Below are 17255 nucleotides of genomic sequence, written 5' to 3'. Positions count from 1 at the left end.
TCGAGCGCTTACGTTTTTCCGGCGCTTCACGGCGGCCCGCGCCGTATCACAATCCGTTGCAATTTCAGTGCTTTAGCGCAAGCCTGCGCGGTGCGGACAGGCTTTTTTGCCATGTTATGTTGCACCTCGCGATTTGACGTTCCAGTGGCGCCGCGCCCGGCAATAAAGAATCGGAGAGAAATAAAAAACGCCGGGTTTCGCCATATTGCAACAGGCGCGGCGCTCGCCGGATCGCCGTAAGCCGCCTGCGCTTGCAACATCACGCGGCACAAATGACGCCAACCGATGGCCGGGAGGTCGTACTTACCGCCCTTCGCCGAGCCCGATCTCAGGCCCGATCTCGAACCCGAAATGCTCTCAAGGTCCCACCGGCACTGCCGATATATAAAGCTGCGTGTGCGGCGCAAACACTAAAGGATGGGAATGGTTCGGCTAGCCAGATTGAAAGAAGCGCTGTCTGTCGCGGAAGGCGACCCCGAACTGGTGCGTTCGCAGCTTCAGGCGTTCGGCCATCAGATACCGTTGCTGTACTTCATGCTGTTCGTCAACACGGTGGCCGTCGCCGTCACGCATCTGAGAAGCGCGCCCGCCTGGTTGTCCATCTACATTCCCGTGTTGCTCTGCGCGGTCTGCGTCATCCGTTGCGTTCGATGGTGGCGCGTGCGGCGCCGGGTTCTCACGCACGACAAGGCCGTGCCTGAACTGCGCAGACTGATCTGGCTCGCCGGCATCTTCGGCATCGCGTTCAGCGCCTGGTCGCTGCTGCTGTTCCCTTACGGCACCGCTTACGAACAAGCCCAGGTCGCGTTCTATATGGCGACCACCGTGGTGGGCTGCGTGTTCTGCCTGATGCACCTGCGCGCGGCCGCGCTGCTTCTGCTGTCGATCGTCATCCTGAGCTTCGCGACCTTTCTGGTTTTCACCGGCTACCCCGTGTTCATTGCGATGGCGGTCGACATGACGCTGGTCGGCCTCGCGCTCGCCTTCATCATCGAACTGTATTACCGGACCTTCGCCGGCGTGGTTCACGCGCAGCGCGAATTGCAGGCGAGCCAGCAGAATACGCAGCGACTCAGCGACGACAACTTCCGCCTCGCGAGCATCGACAGCCTCACCGACCTGCCCAACCGGCGCAGCTTCTTCGCGTCGTTGCGCGCGCTGTCCGAACAGGCGCTCGGCAGCGGCGGCGGCTTCAACGTCGGGCTGATCGATCTGGACGGATTCAAGCAGGTCAACGACATCTACGGACACGCGAGCGGCGACCTCGTCCTCCAGGAAGTCGGCTTGCGGCTGCTCGCGCTCGCCGAGCCGGGCATCTTCTTCGCGCGCCTCGGCGGCGACGAATTCGGCGTGCTCGCGCAACACCAGCTTTCGAACGAGACGCTGGTGGCGTTGGGGCAGCGCATCTGCGACGCGCTCAGTCAGCCGTACCAGGTGGCCGGCAACGTCGCCGAATTGTCGGGAACGATCGGCTGGGCCGCGTTTCCCGAGGCGGGCACGACCGTCGCGCAAGTGTTCGAACGGGCCGACGCCGCGCTGTACGTGGGCAAGGAAAGCCGCCGCGGCACGCCGGTGATCTTCTCGACCGAACACGAAACGCGGATTCGCCGTTCGAGTCTCGTGACCCAGGAACTGCGCCACGCCGATCTCGAGTCGGAGCTGTTCCTCGAATTCCAGCCGATCCACGACGTGCTCACGCAGCGCACCATCGGCATGGAAGCGCTCGGGCGATGGCATAACGCGCGGCTCGGCGCGGTCAAGCCGGAGGAATTCATTCGGATCGCGGAGCGCACCGAACTGATTCTGCGCATCACTGAAGTGCTGCTGCGCAAGGCGCTCGATGAAGTGTCACGCTGGCCGTCCGAGCTGTATCTGTCGTTCAATCTGTCCGCGATCGATATCTCCACCTCGGCGCGCGCCCGCCGCCTGATCGATATCGTGCTGGCGAGCGGCGTGCCGCCGCATCGCGTGTCGTTCGAGATCACGGAGACCGCCGTGACGCGCGACTTCGAGCAGGCCCACAGTGCGCTCACGATGATCAAGCAAGCCGGCTGCCGCGTGTCGCTCGACGACTTCGGCACCGGCTATTCGAGCCTGAGCTACGTGCATCGCCTGCCCTTCGATACGATCAAGATCGACCGCAGCTTCATGACCGACGTCGATTCCAACAGCGCGTCGAAGAAGATCGTCAAGTCGGTGCTCGACCTGTGCGGAAATCTCGGGCTCGAATGCGTGGTGGAAGGGCTCGAAACGTCATCGCAGGCCGAGGTGGTCAAGGCGCTGGGCGCTCGCGCGGTGCAGGGCTATCTGTTCGGCAGACCGATGCGGGCCGGCGCCGTCCGCGCTTATCTGCAAACGGCGCTGGGGCAAAGCTATGCGCTCGGCGCGCGGCCGTAGCGCGAGCGCGCCGCCGCGAAAGCCCGACTAACGCGGCGCGGTTTCGTATTCCAGCTTCGGATACCAGTCCTTGCCACGGCCGCCGGGCGTCATGTCGAGCACGGTCCAGATCGGCATCACATCAGGAGCGCCGCGCGGGTCCTGGCCTGGGTCCGCTGTCGACGGCCCCATCTCCTCGGCCCAGAAGTGCCGAATCGTGCCGCCGGAACGCGTGAAAACGTTGAACGCGGGATTATCGTCGCCATCGGGATCTTCGGCCGCGTAATCGCGATTGAAGGTATTGCCGGCCGACGAATACAAGCGCAGATGCCGCCAGCCGCGCTCTTTCTTGAACGCGACCAGCTTCTCGATCGGCGAGCGGGCGATCACGGCGAACGCCACGCGTTGCAGGATATCGGGCATTTCGCCGTCGTATGCGCTCAGCAGCGACGTGCACATCGGACAGGGCCGTGCCCGCTTCGGGCCGAACATCCAGTTGTAGGTGACGAGCGTGTCATGCGCGCCGAACATCGCGGATAACGTCACCGGGCCCTCCTCGCCCTCGAAGCGGTAGTCCTCGGGCACGACGCCGCCGGGCGGCAGCGCGCGGCGCTGCGCGGCGACGCGTTCGATATGGCGGCGCAACTCGATTTCCTCGGCCAGCAACGCGTTGCGCGCGCGGCGATATTCGGTGCTCTCGCCGGGAAAGCGCGGAGGGGAATCGGCCAGCAGGCGGGCCGGCTTCAGTGTCTGTGCGGATGCGTTGGGGTCGGTCATCAGCCATCTCCTCGTATGAAAAGGGATAAAGGGCGACAGCGGCGCGCCGCGACGGCGAGCGATTTGGTGCCCTTCTACGGCTACGACGAATGGCGCGCCGTCAAATCGACAGCGCCGATCAAAAAGTTTTTGCCGCCGTATGCGGTCGCGCTTACTGCGCCGCGCCTTTCGGTACGCGGCCCATCAGATGGAACTCGTCGTTCGGCCGCATTGAAATGACGTTGGCGATCCGGTTCGACAAACCGAAAAACGCGGTAATCGCCGTAATGTCCCAGATGTCCTCGTCGGAAAAGCCATGTTTCCGCAGGGTTTGAAAATCGGCGTCATCCACCGTGCCTGATTCGCGGCAGACCTTCAGCGCGAAATCGAGCATCGCCTTCTGACGCGCGGTGATATCCGCCTTGCGATGATTGACGGCCACCTGATCGGCGAGCACCGGCGCCTTTTCGTAAATGCGCAGAATCGCGCCGTGCGCCACCACGCAATACAGGCAATCGTTCACCGCGCTCGTGGCGACGACGATCATCTCGCGCTCGCCTTTGGTGAGGCCGCCCTCTTTCAGCATCAACGCATCGTGGTAAGCGAAGAACGCGCGAAATTCATCCGGGCGGTGCGCGAGCGTGAGGAATACATTCGGCACAAAACCGGCTTTCTGCTGGACTTCGAGAATGCGCGCGCGGATGTCGTCCGGCCATTCGCTCGGCTCAGGCACGGGGTAGCGGCTGATCGGCTGAAGGTTTGCCATGCGATGTCTCCGTTGTTTCTACAGGAAGGCCCGTCGGAAAGTCGGCGGCGAACCGGCCGACACGATCTCGCAGACACGCTCCGCACTGGGATTGCGAAAACGATGCGGCAAACGGCTTTCGAAATAAAAGCTGTCGCCTGGATCGAGCAGCCACGAGGCGCCGTTCACGGTCAACTCGATTTGCCCGCTGACCACCACCCCGCCCTCGTGCCCTTCGTGTTCGAGCATCCGCGGCCCGGTATCCGACAGAGGCTGATAAACCTCACGCCGAATGTCCATGCTGCGGTTTTTCACGCTGGAGCCCGCGAGATAGCACTCGATCGACTGATTGCCGAGATTCGCCATGTCGGCCCGGCGCGATACCACCGAACGCTCCGCTTCCACCTCGAAGGTAAAGAACTCCGCGAGACTCATCGGAATGCATTCGAGCAGTTTCTTCAATGAACCGACCGAAGGACTCACGCGATTCTGCTCGATGAGCGAGATCGTGCCGTTGGTCACGCCCGCCCTTTTTGCCAGTTCACGCTGGGACAAGCCGTGCTTCTTGCGGATGTACTGCAAGCGGGTTGCCACTTCGATGGACATCGCGGTGTTCTCTGGCATTGAAGGCGGAGTATCGAGAAATAAATTCGGGCAGCGTCTGCTTCCGAGTGTTGAATATTCTAATCATTTTGCGCGTTGCGCCGCCGGGGGAAACCCTGAAAGAACCCGGAAATGCGTATTACGCAATGAGCATTCGCAGCCATCGCGATCGCATTCCTGCCCTCGGGAAAGCCCTTATCAAGCTTTAATAAAAATCAATTGACGGCGTTATTGACTCGTATATGCTGGTTCTCAGGCGATCGCCGCAGCAGCGTCACGAGGCGCTTAAACGTGTTTTGCGGCGCAGCGAATTCACTTCGCATGGGTTCAACGGCGATCATCCCAACGTCCTGCTTCTTTAAACGCCCCGTGCGGATTTCGAGCAGGCCGTTCAATACTTTCAACGTTGCCAGTCGAGTGTAATCGTGAGAGTCCGATGCCCTTTGGTGAGATGGAATCGCAGTCAGCCGAGTTGTCCTCGCGCTGACGGCGCCATCGCCGACGGCAGCAACGGCAGGCTTGCGTTCCGCCGCTTTCTGTCCGTCTTCACGATCCTGTCGCGTCGTTCAGTTCGACGTCACAACTCCATCTCCGCGCGCGCCTTCATTGCAGTGCGTACGGACGAAGTCGCCTCGCTGCTGCCCTAGCGCCTCCCTCCTTTTCGCCATTCGATTCGTCCGTTTGCGTGAGCGCGCTGTTTCGAGCCGCGTGTTTCCGCACGTGCGGTGCCGTCTGTCGCCTGTGCGTTTCATGCGCTTTATGCAAGGCAAATCCGTTGCGCGACGCAGCGAACCGAATCGAACCGCCTACCTGATCGCGACGCGCGGCGCGTTCCGTTGACGACGACCGCCCGCACCCTGCCTGCGGCCGCGCGCCTTGCGCCCGGCTGCGGAATCGTGCCGCGTTGAAGGTTGTTCACGCCGCGTCCGTTGGGTTCGTCGGTCAACGCCCCGAAGAAAGTTTCCTCGAGAACACATACGCGTACCAATCATGCGAACGAAGCCACTAGTCGGCATCAGCGCCGACAGAACGATGATCGGAGCGCATCCGTCGCACGTTGCCGGCGAGAAGTACATTGCCGCGATCGTGGACGGCTCGCACGCGCTGGCAATGTTGCTGCCGGCGCTCGGCGAACGTCAGTCCGCCGATGACGTGCTCGCCACCGTCGACGGCCTGCTGTTTACCGGCAGCTATTCGAACGTCGAGCCGCGGCACTACGGCGGCCATGCCAGCGCGCCGGGCACGCTCCACGACGCCGCACGCGATGCAACCACGCTGCCGCTCCTGCGCGCGGCGATCGCGGCGGGCGTGCCGGTGCTGGCCGTATGCCGGGGCTTTCAGGAAATGAACGTGGCGTTCGGCGGCACGTTGCATCAAAGCGTTCACGCGGTGGCGGGTTTGAACGACCACCGCGAGAACAAGCAAGACGAACTCGACGTGCAATACGCACCGTCGCATTCGATCACGCTGACACGAGGCGGCTTGTTGCAGCGCCTCGCGGGCGGCGCGAACGAGGCGCGTGTGAATTCGTTGCACGGCCAGGGCGTCGAGCGGCTGGGCGCGGGCCTCATGACCGAGGCCACCGCGCCGGACGGCTTGATCGAAGCGGCGAGCGTGAAGGACGCGCGCGCTTTCGCGCTGGGCGTGCAGTGGCACCCGGAGTGGCGGCACGCGAGCGACGCGCTTTCCACCGCGATCTTTCGTGCGTTCGGCGAAGCCTGCCGCGATCGAATGCGCACCAGGGCCGGCCATGGCGCGGCATCCGCCGCGACGCAAACCTGAGCCGGCCGCGCACTCAAACAGAGAGAAAAATCATGCATGACATCGACGATTTTCTGAAGAAGAACCACGTCACCGAAATCGAGGCGATCATTCCCGATATGGCCGGAATCGCGCGCGGCAAGATCATTCCGCGCAGCAAGTTCGAATCCGGCGAGTCCATGCGCTTGCCGCAGGCGGTGATGATCCAGACCGTCACAGGCGACTATCCTGACGACGGCACGCTCACCGGCGTCACCGACCCCGACATGGTGTGCGTTCCCGACGCCAGCACCATTCGCATGATTCCGTGGGCCGTCGACCCGACCGCCCAGGTGATTCACGATTGCGTTCACTTCGACGGCACGCCCGTCGCGATCTCGCCGCGCCGCGTGTTGCGCCGCGTGCTCGAACTGTACAAGGCCAAAGGCTGGACGCCCGTCATTGCGCCCGAGCTGGAGTTCTATCTGGTCGACATGAACAAGGACCCGGACTTGCCGCTGCAACCGCCAATCGGCCGTACTGGCCGTCCGGAAACCGGCCGCCAGTCCTATTCGATCGAGGCCGTCAACGAATTCGATCCGCTCTTCGAGGACATCTACGAGTACTGCGAGGTGCAGGAACTCGAAGTGGATACGCTGATTCACGAAGTGGGCGCCGCGCAGATGGAAATCAACTTCATGCACGGCGATCCGTTGAAACTCGCGGACAGCGTGTTCCTGTTCAAACGCACGGTGCGCGAGGCCGCATTGCGCCACAAGATGTACGCCACGTTCATGGCGAAGCCGATGGAAAGCGAGCCGGGCTCGGCCATGCATATGCACCAAAGCCTCGTCGACGCGGAGAGCGGCCACAACATGTTCACGGGTGCGGACGGCAAGCCGACCTCGCTTTTCACCAGCTATATCGCCGGCTTGCAGAAGTACACGCCCGCGCTGATGCCGATCTTCGCGCCGTACATCAACTCGTATCGGCGTCTGTCGCGCTTCATGGCCGCGCCGATCAATGTGGCGTGGGGTTACGACAACCGCACGGTGGGCTTCCGCATTCCGCATTCGGGCCCCGCTGCGCGCCGCATTGAGAACCGCATTCCCGGCGTGGACTGCAATCCGTATCTGGCGATTGCCGCAACGCTCGCTGCCGGCTATCTCGGCATGACGCAAAAGCTCGAAGCCACGGAGCCGCTTCTTAGCGACGGCTATGAATTGCCGTACCAGTTGCCGCGCAATCTCGAAGAAGGCCTGACGTTGATGGGCGCGTGCGAGCCGATTGCCGAAGTACTCGGCGAGAAGTTCGTCAATGCTTACCTGGCTTTGAAGGAAACCGAATACGAAGCGTTCTTCCGCGTGATCAGTTCGTGGGAACGCCGGCATTTGCTGCTGCACGTCTGAAGCTGTCGCAGAGGCAATGCAAACGCAAAACTATTGGAGTCTGTATGAGCTATAGAACAGAAGAAATCGCTTATGTGCAACCGGCAGTGCACGCCACCACAACGGTGCAGGCCACACAAGCCACGCCAGCCGCGCAGCGCAGCACCGCCGACTATCGCGCCCTCGACGCCGCGCATCACATCCATCCGTTTTCGGATATGGGAGCGTTGAATCGCAGCGGCAGCCGAGTGATCGTCAAGGCTCACGGCGTGTACCTATGGGATTCGGAAGGCAATAAGATCATCGACGGCATGGCCGGCTTGTGGTGCGTCAACGTCGGTTATGGCCGCAAGGAACTGGCGGATGCGGCGTACAGGCAAATGCTGGAACTGCCCTACTACAACACCTTCTTCAAAACCACGCATCCGCCTGTCATCGAACTGTCGGCATTGCTCGCGGAACTGGCGCCCGAACCGTTCAATCACTTCTTCTATTGCAACAGCGGCTCGGAAGGCAACGACACGGTATTGCGCATCGTCCATCAGTATTGGGCGGTGCAAGGCAAGCACGAGAAGAAGTTCGTGATCTCGCGCAAGAACGGTTATCACGGTTCGACGATCGCGGGCGGCACGCTCGGCGGCATGGGCTATATGCACGAGCAGATGCCCTCGAAGGTCGAGAACATCGTGCATATCGACCAGCCGTATTTCTTCGGCGAAGCGCAAGCCGATGTCACGCCGGAGGAATTCGCGCTGGCGCGCGCGCGGCAACTCGAAGCGAAGATTCTCGAAATCGGCGCGGACAAGGTGGCCGCGTTTATCGGTGAGCCTTTCCAGGGAGCGGGCGGCGTGATTTTCCCAGCCTCGACTTATTGGCCGGAAATTCAGCGCATTTGCCGCAAGTACGACATTTTGCTCGTCGCCGACGAAGTAATCGGCGGCTTTGGGCGAACGGGCGAATGGTTCGCGCACCAGCACTTCGGCTTCGAGCCGGATGTCATCACGCTGGCCAAGGGCCTCACCAGCGGCTATGTGCCGATGGGCGCGGTGGGCCTGCATGACCGCGTGGCGAAAGCGATCATCGAGAACGGCGACTTCAATCACGGGCTCACGTACTCGGGGCATCCGGTGGCCGCCGCGGTCGCCGTTGCCAACCTCAAGCTGCTGCGCGACGAGAAGATCGTCGAACGCGTGAAGCGCGAGACAGGTCCGTATTTCCAGAAGCAATTGCGCGACACCTTCGCCAATCACCCGATCATCGGCGAGATTTCCGGCGCGGGTCTCGTGGCCGGTTTGCAACTCGCGGAACAGCCGGCAACGCGCAAACGCTTCGCCAACGGCGGCGACGTGGGCACCCTGTGCCGCGATTTCTGCTTCAACGGCAATCTGATCATGCGCGCCACCGGCGACCGGATGTTGCTGTCGCCGCCGCTCGTCATCGACAAGCACGAGATCGACGAAATCGTTTCGAAGGCGAAAAAGGCCATCGACGCGACGGCGCAGCAACTCGGCATGGCGTAGCGGGCGTTCGTTGCGGCAAGGGATGATTTGCGGAGATGCCCTCGGCGGCTCATCTCATCTCGTCTCCACCGAAACGAAACGGCGCGCGTTATTGCGCTGGATCAGCACCGCAATGGGTTTGCCCGCCTTGACTTCCAGCGTCGCTACTTGCTCCGGCGATTCGAGCAGCGTGCCATTGAACGACAGAACGACATCGCCGGGCTGGATGCCCGCGGCCGCGGCGGGCCCGCGAACCTCGTCCACCATCAGACCGACGCCGAGTCCGCTCGCGCGCCGCTCGCCCTCGCTCAGCGGATGCATGACCAGGCCCAGGCGCTCCGTCAAGCTGACATCGTTTTGTCGCGCTTCGTTGGGTCGAACGCTCGGGCTTTCCCCCGCTGCGCCGATCATGACCGCCATGGTCATCGGCCTTCGATTGCGGATCAGCCGGAGTGTGGTTTTCGTGCCGGGCGGCAGCGCGGCGGCGGCATCGAGGAGTTCGGCGGAGCGCTCGATCGGCTTGTCGCCGAATTGCACGATGACGTCGCCGGGCTTGATGCCGATCGCGGCCGCCGTCGTGCCGGGCTCGACGGCATTGACCAGCGCGCCTGCCGGCCGCTGCAGGCCGAAGGCCCCCGCCAGCCCCGCGCCGACGTCCTGCACCTCCACGCCCAGACCGCCCGAAGGCATCTTGCGCTGGGTCTGCAACTGCGATCGCAGCTTGGTCGTCAGATTGATCGGGATCGCAAACGTCAGGCCGGACCGGTCCTGGTCCGGATACACCTGCACGGCGATGCCGACCACCTCGCCCGCACGGTTGAACAGCGGGCCGCCCGAATTGTCCGGGTTGACGGACACGTCCGTCTGAAAGAACGGAAAATTGCTGCCGTCCGGCAACGTGCGGGACGTGGCGCTGACAATGCCCGCGGTAACGGTATTCTGGAAGCGGTCGGGCGAGCCGATCGTCAGCACGGGTTCGCCGGCGCGCACGCGCGACGAGTCGCCGAGTTTGACCGTCGGCAGCTTGGTGGCGTCGATCTGGATCACAGCAACGTCGCTCTGGGCGTCGACAAGCAGCACCCTGGCCTTGAACTCGCGCCGGTCGATCAGCGTGACCGTCACTTCGTCGACTTGATCCACCACATGTGCCGTGGTCAGAATGAGGCCGTCGGCGCTAATGATGAACCCGGAACCGACACCCGATATCGCGCTCGGCGGACTGCCCTGAGACTCCTGCGCTTGCAACGGGCGCTTGAAGAACGAAGCGAGCGGATCGTCGGGACCGAGCGCGGCGAAGGCCGGCGCCAGCGCTGGTTGGGCCGTCGCGCCGGCCGAGCTGATATTCACGACGGCGGGCCCGTACCGCTCCACGAGCGCGGGAAAGTCGAGCGGCGCGGCGGCATTGGCCGGCGCAACCCGCCTCTCCTTCGCGAGCGGCGGCGCCCCGCCCGCGGCCATCGCCGTCGACTTCAGCCCCGGATAGCCGACGAGACACGCGGCTACCACGGCAACGCGGAATACGGTGCGGACAAGGGTCGGGTTAAACACAGCGCATCTCCCAGACGGCCGTCATGCCGGGCGCGTGAAACGCCGTTGGCTAACTGGCTTCGTGGATCCATTATTTCGTCAGCGGCAACCGGCAACTGTGATACAGCGCACCGATGAAATCGAAAACGGGAAAAGCCCAATCGCCGGCGCGCGAGCCGCGGCCACCGCCACGGCCGCGCGGCCGGCGCATGCGGTGCGAATGCCGATTCACGGCACGCGCCGCCACTTTCGAATCAAGCCGCGTGCCTGGTCCCTTCACTCGATCCCTTTACTATTGGCGACCGCCGACACCATACTGTCTTACTTATTCGATTCCGCTTTTGCAGAGGCGCCGATGAACGTCCAACTCACTCCCGACCTTGCGTCCAGATTCGCCAATGTCGCGCTCGCCCACCTCACGCGCGAATACCCCAACAAGCTCACTCATGCGCTGGCCGGTCCGCAAGACGTGCAGAGCCCGCGTGCGCTGCATCCGATCTTTTACGGCAGCTACGACTGGCATTCGTGCGTACATGGCTACTGGCTGATCCTGCATCTGCTCGACCGTTTTCCCGACCTGCTCGAAGCCACGCGCATCGTCGCGGTGGTCGACGAGCACTTCACCGAGGCGAACGTGGCCGGCGAACTCGCGTACCTCACGCTGCCGCACAACCGCGGTTTCGAGCGGCCATATGGCTGGGCCTGGCTGCTTGCGCTGAGCGCGCAACTGCACTCGCTGAAGCTCTCCGAAGCCGCGCGCTGGTCCAAGGCCTTCGCGCCGCTCACCCAACTCTTTGTCGAACGCTTCGAGGAGTTTCTGCCGAAAGCGACCTACCCGTTGCGCGTCGGCACGCATTTCAACATGGCGTTCGCGCTGGCGCTCGCGCTGGATTTCGCGCGGCAAACCTCGCGTGATTCGCTCGAAGCATTGCTGGTCAATACGGCCGAGCGCTGGTTTCTGAACGATGTAGGCTGCCAGGCATGGGAGCCCGCCGGCGATGAATTTCTTTCGCCTTCGCTGATGGAAGCGGAGTTGATGCGGCGCATCTTGCCGCCCGCGCAATTCGTCGACTGGTTCAGTCGTTTTCTGCCGAATCTCGGCGCAAAGAAGCCCGCGACCTTATTCGAGCCCGTCACCGTGACGGATCGCAGCGACGGCAAGATTGCCCACCTCGACGGCCTCAATCTGAGCCGCGCGTGGTGCCAGCGCTCGCTGGCCCGCGCGCTGCCCGCCGGCGACATACGCCGCACGATCCTGTTCGACGCCGCCGAGCGTCATCTGCAAAGCGCGCTGCCGCATGTAGCCGGCGACTACATGGGAGAGCATTGGCTCGGCACATTCGCCACGCTGGCTTTGGAGGCGTGATCCCGGCCGGCTTCAACAGCCGGAATGATTCACCGTGAATGGAAAAGCGGCGCTTGCGGCGCGCGAATCGGGTTGCCTACCTGCCGATTCGCGCCGCAAGCGCCGCTTTTCCATGACTGCCTGACCGCAAGCCGGTCATTCCGGCGGCTCGCGGCTCGATGCGTTACTCCCCCGTCAGCTTTTTAGGCTTCGGCGGCGCCTTGACCTTGTTGTACTGGAAGGCGGGCGTGGCCTTCAACGCGTCCTTGCTCGCGCCGGCCAGATAGAAGTTTCCCGAGCGGATATCGAGCGCGGCGATCGGCACGGCGACATCATGCGAGGCCACACCGAGGAAGCCGCCAGCGGCGACGATCGCGGCGGACAGCGAGCCATCGGGTGCGACCACCAGATCGCGGATCGAGCCAATCTTCTCGTTCTGATCGTTGTACACCGCCTTGCCGAGAATGCTCTTCTTCACGCTCCAGCCGCTCAATAGCGCGGTGGATTGTTCGACCGTCACGCTCAACGGTTGCGTGCCGGCGACTTGCGCCTGTGCACTCAGGCTGGTTGCCGCCACCGCGACCACAACAACAAGTTTGCTCAACGTCATAGTGCTCTCTCCGTTCTTAATAGACTTGAAGACTTGACCGGCGCAACGATGTGCGCCGAAGGAACCGCTGCAAACGATCATACAGATTACGCAGCGCGCCTGCACCCAGCGTGGCCGAGCATGAACGCCCCGCCGAGCGCGCCATGCCCCGACACGCATGGCGGTAAAATTGCGCAAGGCGATAACGCCCGTTTAGAGGTGGCGGTTTGACTGAGCTTGAACAGGGTTTCATCTTGACCCGGCATTGGCGGGACACGCCCGCCGGCACCGAAGTGGATTTCTGGCTGGCAACGGACGGCGGGCCCCGTCACATCCGCTTGCGCCCGCAGCCTTCGGTGGCGTTCATCCCGGTCGAACATCGCGAGCGCGCGGAAACGGTCCTGCGCCGCGAAGCGCCGCTCGATCTGCGTCCACTCGACTTGCGCGACTTCCAGCATCGACCGGTCATGGGCCTGTACTGCCCGCAGTATCGGCAATTGACCGGCTTTGAGAAACGCCTGAAGCAAGGCGGCGTCGACGTGTATGAAGCCGACATCTTTCCGCCCGAGCGCTACATGATGGAGCGCTTCATCACCGCGCCGGTATCGTTCGGCGGCGATTCGCAAGCTGGCGGGCTGCTCGTGAACGGCGAATTGAAGCCGGCTACCGGTTATCGCCCGTCCTTGAAGCTGGTCTCGCTCGACATCGAAACCAGTGCGCACGCCGAGCTTTATTCGATCGCGCTCGAAGGTTGCGGGCAGCGCCAGGTGTATATGCTCGGCCCGCCGAACGGCGACGCGAGCGCACTCGACTTCGAACTCGAATACTGCGAAACCCGCGCCCAGTTGCTCGAAAAGCTGAACCTGTGGCTGGAACGGCATGACCCCGATGCGATCATCGGCTGGAACCTCGTGCAGTTCGATCTGCGTGTGCTGCGGCAGCATGCCGAGCAATATGGCGTGCCGCTGCGGCTCGGACGCGGCGGCGCGGTGATGGAATGGCGCGAGCATGGCCTCAGACAAAACCATTTCTTTGCCGGCGCCGCGGGGCGCCTGATCATCGACGGCATCGAGGCGCTGCGCTCCGCAACATGGAGTTTTCCTTCGTTCAGCCTCGAATACGTCGCGCGTTCGGTGCTGGGCGAAGGCAAATCGATCGACAATCCGTATCAGCGCATGGATGAAATCCAGCGCCGTTTCGACGAGGACAAGCCCGCCCTCGCGCGGTACAACCTCAAGGATTGCGAGCTCGTCACGCGCATCTTCGCAAAGACCGAGTTGTTGCCGTTTCTGCTGGAACGGGCAACCGTGACCGGCTTGCCGGCGGATCGCAGCGGCGGATCGGTCGCGGCATTCACGCATCTGTACATGCCGCGCATGCATCGGCAAGGCTATGTCGCGCCGAATCTCGGCGACGTGGCCGGCGCCGCTAGTCCGGGCGGCTTCGTGATGGATTCGCGGCCCGGTCTCTACGATTCGGTGCTGGTGCTCGACTACAAGAGCCTGTATCCGTCCATCATCCGCACGTTTCTGATCGACCCCGTGGGCCTCGTGGAAGGCATGCGCGATCCCGGCGACGATCGCTCGGTGCCGGGCTTTCTCGGTGCGCGTTTTTCGCGCACTCGCCATTGCTTGCCGTCGATCGTCGGTCAAGTCTGGCAAGGGCGCGAAGCCGCCAAGCGCGAGCAAAACAAGCCGCTTTCGCAGGCGCTGAAGATCATCATGAACGCCTTCTACGGCGTGCTCGGCTCCACCGGTTGCCGCTTCTTCGATCCGCGTCTCGCGTCGTCGATCACCATGCGCGGCCATGAAATCATGCACGCCACGCGCGAGCTGATTCAGGCCCAAGGCTACGAGGTGATTTACGGCGACACCGATTCCACTTTCGTGTGGTTGAAACACGCGCACAGCGAGGAAGACGCCGGCCGCATCGGCCGCGCGATCGTCGAGCATGTCAACGCGTGGTGGCGGCAAACTCTGCAGGAACGCTTCGGGCTCGACAGCGCGCTCGAACTGCAATTCGAGCGGCACTACAAGCGCTTTTTCATGCCGACGATTCGCGGCGCCGAGGAAGGCAGCAAGAAACGCTATGCGGGGCTGACCGTTGCGCCGGACGGCAGCGAGGACATCGTCTACAAAGGGCTCGAAACCGTGCGCACCGACTGGACGCCGCTCGCGCAGCGGTTTCAGCAGGAGCTCTATCGGCGCATTTTCACGCAACAGCCGTATCAGGATTATGTCCGCGACTACGTGCGCGATACGCTCGAAGGCAAGCTCGACGACCAGCTCGTGTATCGCAAACAAGTGCGCCGGCCGCTCGGCGATTACGAGCGCAACGTGCCGCCGCACGTGCGCGCGGCGCGCGTGGCCGACGAGTTCAATCGGCGCCAGGGGCGGCCGCTGCAATATCAGAACGGCGGCTGGATCAGCTACGTGATGACGATCGCCGGGCCGGAGCCGCTTGAAACGCTGCGCTCGGCCATCGATTACGAACACTATCTCACGCGACAATTGCAACCCGTCGCCGATGCGATTCTGCCGCTGCTGCGCGACAACTTCATCACGCTGATGAGCGGTCAGAAACAACTGTTCTGACGTCGAGCTTCACGAAGCCGAATACCCGGGCTCATAAGCGATCGCCATCCTGTCCGGACGCGCGCGGACACCCGGCGTAGAATCCATGCGGGACTCGTCACCGCTCCAGGCGGCGGCGAGCCCGAACCCCATCAATCACGCATGATCCCCGCGACCCGCGGTTCAAAGCGCGAGGCGTTCATGCTAGAGCGCACCAGTTCGACTGGTGCGCCAGGAGACATGACCATGGCAAAGCTCGTCGCGCTCTATAAAACTCCGGCCAACGCGGAAGCGTTCGACGCTCACTATTACTCGACCCACGTGCCGCTCGCGAAACAGTTGCCCGGCTTGCGGCGTTATGAAGTCAGCACCGGACCGGTCGGCACGCCGCAGGGCGCTTCGCCCTATCATCTCGCCGCGATCCTGAGCTTCGATTCGCTCGAAGCGTTGAAGCAAGGACTCGGTTCTCCGCAAGGCCAGGCGACGGCGGGAGACCTGGCGAATTTTGCTCAAGCCGGCGTCGAACTGCTGCTGTTCGATACCAAAGAGGTCTGATCCCGCCGCGCGGCACGCGTCGCGTCGCGCTACGGTCGCTTCGCGTCGCTTCAGGTCACTTCGCTTGAGGGAAGCCGAGCGCGTCGGCCTTCGTTCTCAGTTCCGAGAAGCGGCCGCCCGCGGGACTCATTGCCGTATCGGGAGCCGTGCTGGCGCCCGGCGTGACCTGGCTCCTGTCCAGTTGCGCGATGCCCGTCGTGCCCGAACTCGCGATATTCGCGCAAGCCGCGCCGAACGTGCCTTGCGTCACCGCGATCGCCGGCGCGTCGGTGCGCGCCGCGTCCGTCAGATTCAATGCATAAGCGAGGTTGAACGTCGTGGCGTCGCTCGCTCGCACGCCGAGCGGATCGAGGCCGAAGCGCCAGGCGAGCAACTGGTGAATGGAGCTGGGATCGAACGGATAGCGCGAGACGTTGTTCGCGCGCACGCGCGGTCCGAGCAGCATGCACGGCACGCGAAAGCCGAGACGGCCGTCGTTGCCGAGCGCACGCTCCGCCGCCGACACCGGCTTGACGGGCGGCGCCACATGCTCCATGAAACCGCCCCACTCGTCATAGACGATGATCATGAGCGTCCTGCTCCAGTTCGGACTCGTGCGCAGCGCGTCGTAGATCTGGCCCAGCAGCACCTGGCCGTTGCGCACGTCGGCATGCGGATGGTCGTCGTTCGAGGTGCCCTGCGCTTCGCCGCCGAACCTCGGATCGACCATGCAGAACGACGGCAACGTGCCCGCGGCGGCGTCGGAGAGAAAGTCGGCGATCAGCTTCGAGCGGCCGACGTAGCGCGTGCCGTACAGCGCGGTGAACGGCACGTCGTGGAAATAGTAGGTGGATGAAACGTTCTTCGCGTCGAGCCGGTCCCAGATGGTCGGCAAGGTTGACGTGTCCTGCGTGTCCGAAAGACGGTCCGTTTCGCCGCTGTGCAGATAGAGGCGGTTCGGAAAGGTATCGCTGAGAATGCCGCTCATGTAGTAGTCGCACACGGTGTATTGCGTCACCGCGCCGCGATAGAAGTCGAGATCCGCCGACTGGAAATAGCCGATCGGCAACAGGTCGCCGCGCGTGAGGCTGGTTGCCGGCGTCAGCAGAAAGCCGTTCATCGCGCCGTTGGCGAGATGCACGCGCCCGGCGTCGTAGGCGTGATTCGGGTCCGCGAATGCGCAGCCCTGGAAGCCATACGCCGGGTTCGCGGTAAGCGCGAACGGCGCATGCGCTTCGCCGAATGCATCGACGAAGGTGCGCCCGGTCTGCGCGCTTTCGGCATTCGGCACCCAACCCATCAGATGGTCGAACGAGCGGTTTTCCATGGTGACGAGCACGACGTGGTCGATGCCCGACGTTGCCGGATCCGGCAACGCGGGACGCGGCAGATTCGCGCGATCCGGCGGAATCGCGCCCACCACGGGAGGGGTTCCCGATCCCGAGCCGCCGCCATGACTGCCCCCTCCGCAGGCCGATAGCGCGATGGAACCGGCCAGCGCGGCGAGCATTCTCCGACGCGCCAGGTCGGGCGGATTCGTAGGATGATGGGCCATGATCTTGTCTCCGTTGGTTATTGGA

At 63.2% G+C, this 17255-nt stretch carries 15 protein-coding genes; 8 read left to right on the top strand and 7 right to left on the bottom strand.

Going from position 1 to position 17255, the window contains the following annotated elements:
- The first annotated feature begins 423 nt into the window (after positions 1-423).
- Complete coding sequence (locus CUJ90_RS28585; protein WP_114164376.1) at positions 424-2397, top strand: putative bifunctional diguanylate cyclase/phosphodiesterase; 1974 nt, start codon at positions 424-426, stop codon at positions 2395-2397.
- A gap of 27 nt (positions 2398-2424) precedes the next feature.
- Here the strand turns inward: CUJ90_RS28585 and CUJ90_RS28580 are convergent, their stop codons facing one another.
- From CUJ90_RS28580 to CUJ90_RS32525, 4 genes are all read right to left on the bottom strand, one after another.
- The gene (locus CUJ90_RS28580; protein ID WP_114164375.1) at positions 2425-3153 is read right to left on the bottom strand and encodes a DUF899 domain-containing protein; all 729 of its coding nucleotides are present in this window, start codon (positions 3151-3153) and stop codon (positions 2425-2427) included.
- Between the two features lie 151 nt (positions 3154-3304).
- Positions 3305-3898, bottom strand: coding sequence for a peroxidase-related enzyme (locus CUJ90_RS28575; protein ID WP_114164374.1), 594 nt, complete (start codon positions 3896-3898; stop codon positions 3305-3307).
- 18 nt (positions 3899-3916) lie between these two features.
- Complete coding sequence (locus CUJ90_RS28570; RefSeq protein ID WP_114164373.1) at positions 3917-4483, bottom strand: cupin domain-containing protein; 567 nt, start codon at positions 4481-4483, stop codon at positions 3917-3919.
- A 212-nt stretch (positions 4484-4695) separates the two neighbouring features.
- Positions 4696-4884: a hypothetical protein gene (locus tag CUJ90_RS32525; protein ID WP_143326516.1), complete on the bottom strand. Its 189-nt coding sequence runs from the start codon at positions 4882-4884 to the stop codon at positions 4696-4698.
- 21 nt (positions 4885-4905) lie between these two features.
- On the opposite strand from CUJ90_RS32525, the gene CUJ90_RS33450 reads away from it, so the two are divergent.
- The 4 genes from CUJ90_RS33450 to CUJ90_RS28550 all read left to right on the top strand — a co-directional run bounded on the left by CUJ90_RS33450 (position 4906) and on the right by CUJ90_RS28550 (position 9128).
- Positions 4906-5127 carry a hypothetical protein gene (locus CUJ90_RS33450; RefSeq protein WP_227470429.1) on the top strand — a complete coding sequence of 74 codons (222 nt, stop codon included), beginning with the start codon at positions 4906-4908 and terminating at the stop codon, positions 5125-5127.
- A 343-nt stretch (positions 5128-5470) separates the two neighbouring features.
- The gene (locus CUJ90_RS28560; protein ID WP_114164372.1) at positions 5471-6262 is read left to right on the top strand and encodes a gamma-glutamyl-gamma-aminobutyrate hydrolase family protein; all 792 of its coding nucleotides are present in this window, start codon (positions 5471-5473) and stop codon (positions 6260-6262) included.
- Positions 6263-6294: 32 nt separating this feature from the next.
- Positions 6295-7629: a glutamine synthetase family protein gene (locus CUJ90_RS28555; RefSeq protein WP_073429235.1), complete on the top strand. Its 1335-nt coding sequence runs from the start codon at positions 6295-6297 to the stop codon at positions 7627-7629.
- A 44-nt stretch (positions 7630-7673) separates the two neighbouring features.
- Positions 7674-9128, top strand: a complete 1455-nt coding sequence (locus CUJ90_RS28550) for an aspartate aminotransferase family protein (RefSeq protein WP_114164371.1) — start codon at positions 7674-7676, stop codon at positions 9126-9128.
- A gap of 54 nt (positions 9129-9182) precedes the next feature.
- Here the strand turns inward: CUJ90_RS28550 and CUJ90_RS28545 are convergent, their stop codons facing one another.
- A complete protein-coding gene (locus tag CUJ90_RS28545; RefSeq protein WP_422879714.1) occupies positions 9183-10655 on the bottom strand; it encodes a trypsin-like peptidase domain-containing protein in 1473 nt (490 codons plus the stop codon).
- A 334-nt stretch (positions 10656-10989) separates the two neighbouring features.
- Here CUJ90_RS28545 and CUJ90_RS28540 point away from each other — a divergent pair, with 334 nt between their 5' ends.
- Positions 10990-12000: a DUF2891 domain-containing protein gene (locus CUJ90_RS28540; protein WP_114164370.1), complete on the top strand. Its 1011-nt coding sequence runs from the start codon at positions 10990-10992 to the stop codon at positions 11998-12000.
- 163 nt (positions 12001-12163) lie between these two features.
- On the opposite strand, the gene CUJ90_RS28535 is transcribed toward CUJ90_RS28540, so the two are convergent.
- Positions 12164-12589, bottom strand: a complete 426-nt coding sequence (locus tag CUJ90_RS28535; protein WP_073429238.1) for a PRC-barrel domain-containing protein — start codon at positions 12587-12589, stop codon at positions 12164-12166.
- 206 nt (positions 12590-12795) lie between these two features.
- Here CUJ90_RS28535 and CUJ90_RS28530 point away from each other — a divergent pair, with 206 nt between their 5' ends.
- Both CUJ90_RS28530 and CUJ90_RS28525 read left to right on the top strand, forming a co-directional pair.
- Positions 12796-15162, top strand: coding sequence for a DNA polymerase II (locus CUJ90_RS28530; protein ID WP_114164369.1), 2367 nt, complete (start codon positions 12796-12798; stop codon positions 15160-15162).
- A 225-nt stretch (positions 15163-15387) separates the two neighbouring features.
- The gene (locus CUJ90_RS28525; protein ID WP_073429240.1) at positions 15388-15696 is read left to right on the top strand and encodes an EthD family reductase; all 309 of its coding nucleotides are present in this window, start codon (positions 15388-15390) and stop codon (positions 15694-15696) included.
- Between the two features lie 55 nt (positions 15697-15751).
- Here the strand turns inward: CUJ90_RS28525 and CUJ90_RS28520 are convergent, their stop codons facing one another.
- Entirely contained in the window at positions 15752-17230 is a 1479-nt protein-coding gene (locus CUJ90_RS28520; RefSeq protein WP_073429241.1) for an alkaline phosphatase family protein, read from the bottom strand.
- Positions 17231-17255: the final 25 nt, after the last annotated feature.

This window comes from Paraburkholderia terricola, assembly GCF_003330825.1.
GTDB lineage: Bacteria > Pseudomonadota > Gammaproteobacteria > Burkholderiales > Burkholderiaceae > Paraburkholderia > Paraburkholderia terricola.
Note: the sequence above shows the minus strand (reverse complement) of the source record. Positions and strands in the feature narration are given on the sequence as shown.

Excerpts from the sequence above, each read along its gene's own strand:
- CUJ90_RS28520 (WP_073429241.1), bottom strand. The coding sequence starts at position 17,230 with ATGGCCCATCATCCTACGAATCCGCCCGACCTGGCGCGTCGGAGAATG.
- CUJ90_RS28540 (WP_114164370.1), top strand. The coding sequence starts at position 10,990 with ATGAACGTCCAACTCACTCCCGACCTTGCGTCCAGATTCGCCAATGTC.
- CUJ90_RS28580 (WP_114164375.1), bottom strand. The coding sequence starts at position 3,153 with ATGACCGACCCCAACGCATCCGCACAGACACTGAAGCCGGCCCGCCTG.
- CUJ90_RS28555 (WP_073429235.1), top strand. The coding sequence starts at position 6,295 with ATGCATGACATCGACGATTTTCTGAAGAAGAACCACGTCACCGAAATC.
- CUJ90_RS28550 (WP_114164371.1), top strand. The coding sequence starts at position 7,674 with ATGAGCTATAGAACAGAAGAAATCGCTTATGTGCAACCGGCAGTGCAC.
- CUJ90_RS28560 (WP_114164372.1), top strand. The coding sequence starts at position 5,471 with ATGCGAACGAAGCCACTAGTCGGCATCAGCGCCGACAGAACGATGATC.
- CUJ90_RS28575 (WP_114164374.1), bottom strand. The coding sequence starts at position 3,898 with ATGGCAAACCTTCAGCCGATCAGCCGCTACCCCGTGCCTGAGCCGAGC.
- CUJ90_RS28585 (WP_114164376.1), top strand. The coding sequence starts at position 424 with ATGGTTCGGCTAGCCAGATTGAAAGAAGCGCTGTCTGTCGCGGAAGGC.
- CUJ90_RS28570 (WP_114164373.1), bottom strand. The coding sequence starts at position 4,483 with ATGTCCATCGAAGTGGCAACCCGCTTGCAGTACATCCGCAAGAAGCAC.
- CUJ90_RS28535 (WP_073429238.1), bottom strand. The coding sequence starts at position 12,589 with ATGACGTTGAGCAAACTTGTTGTTGTGGTCGCGGTGGCGGCAACCAGC.
- CUJ90_RS28525 (WP_073429240.1), top strand. The coding sequence starts at position 15,388 with ATGGCAAAGCTCGTCGCGCTCTATAAAACTCCGGCCAACGCGGAAGCG.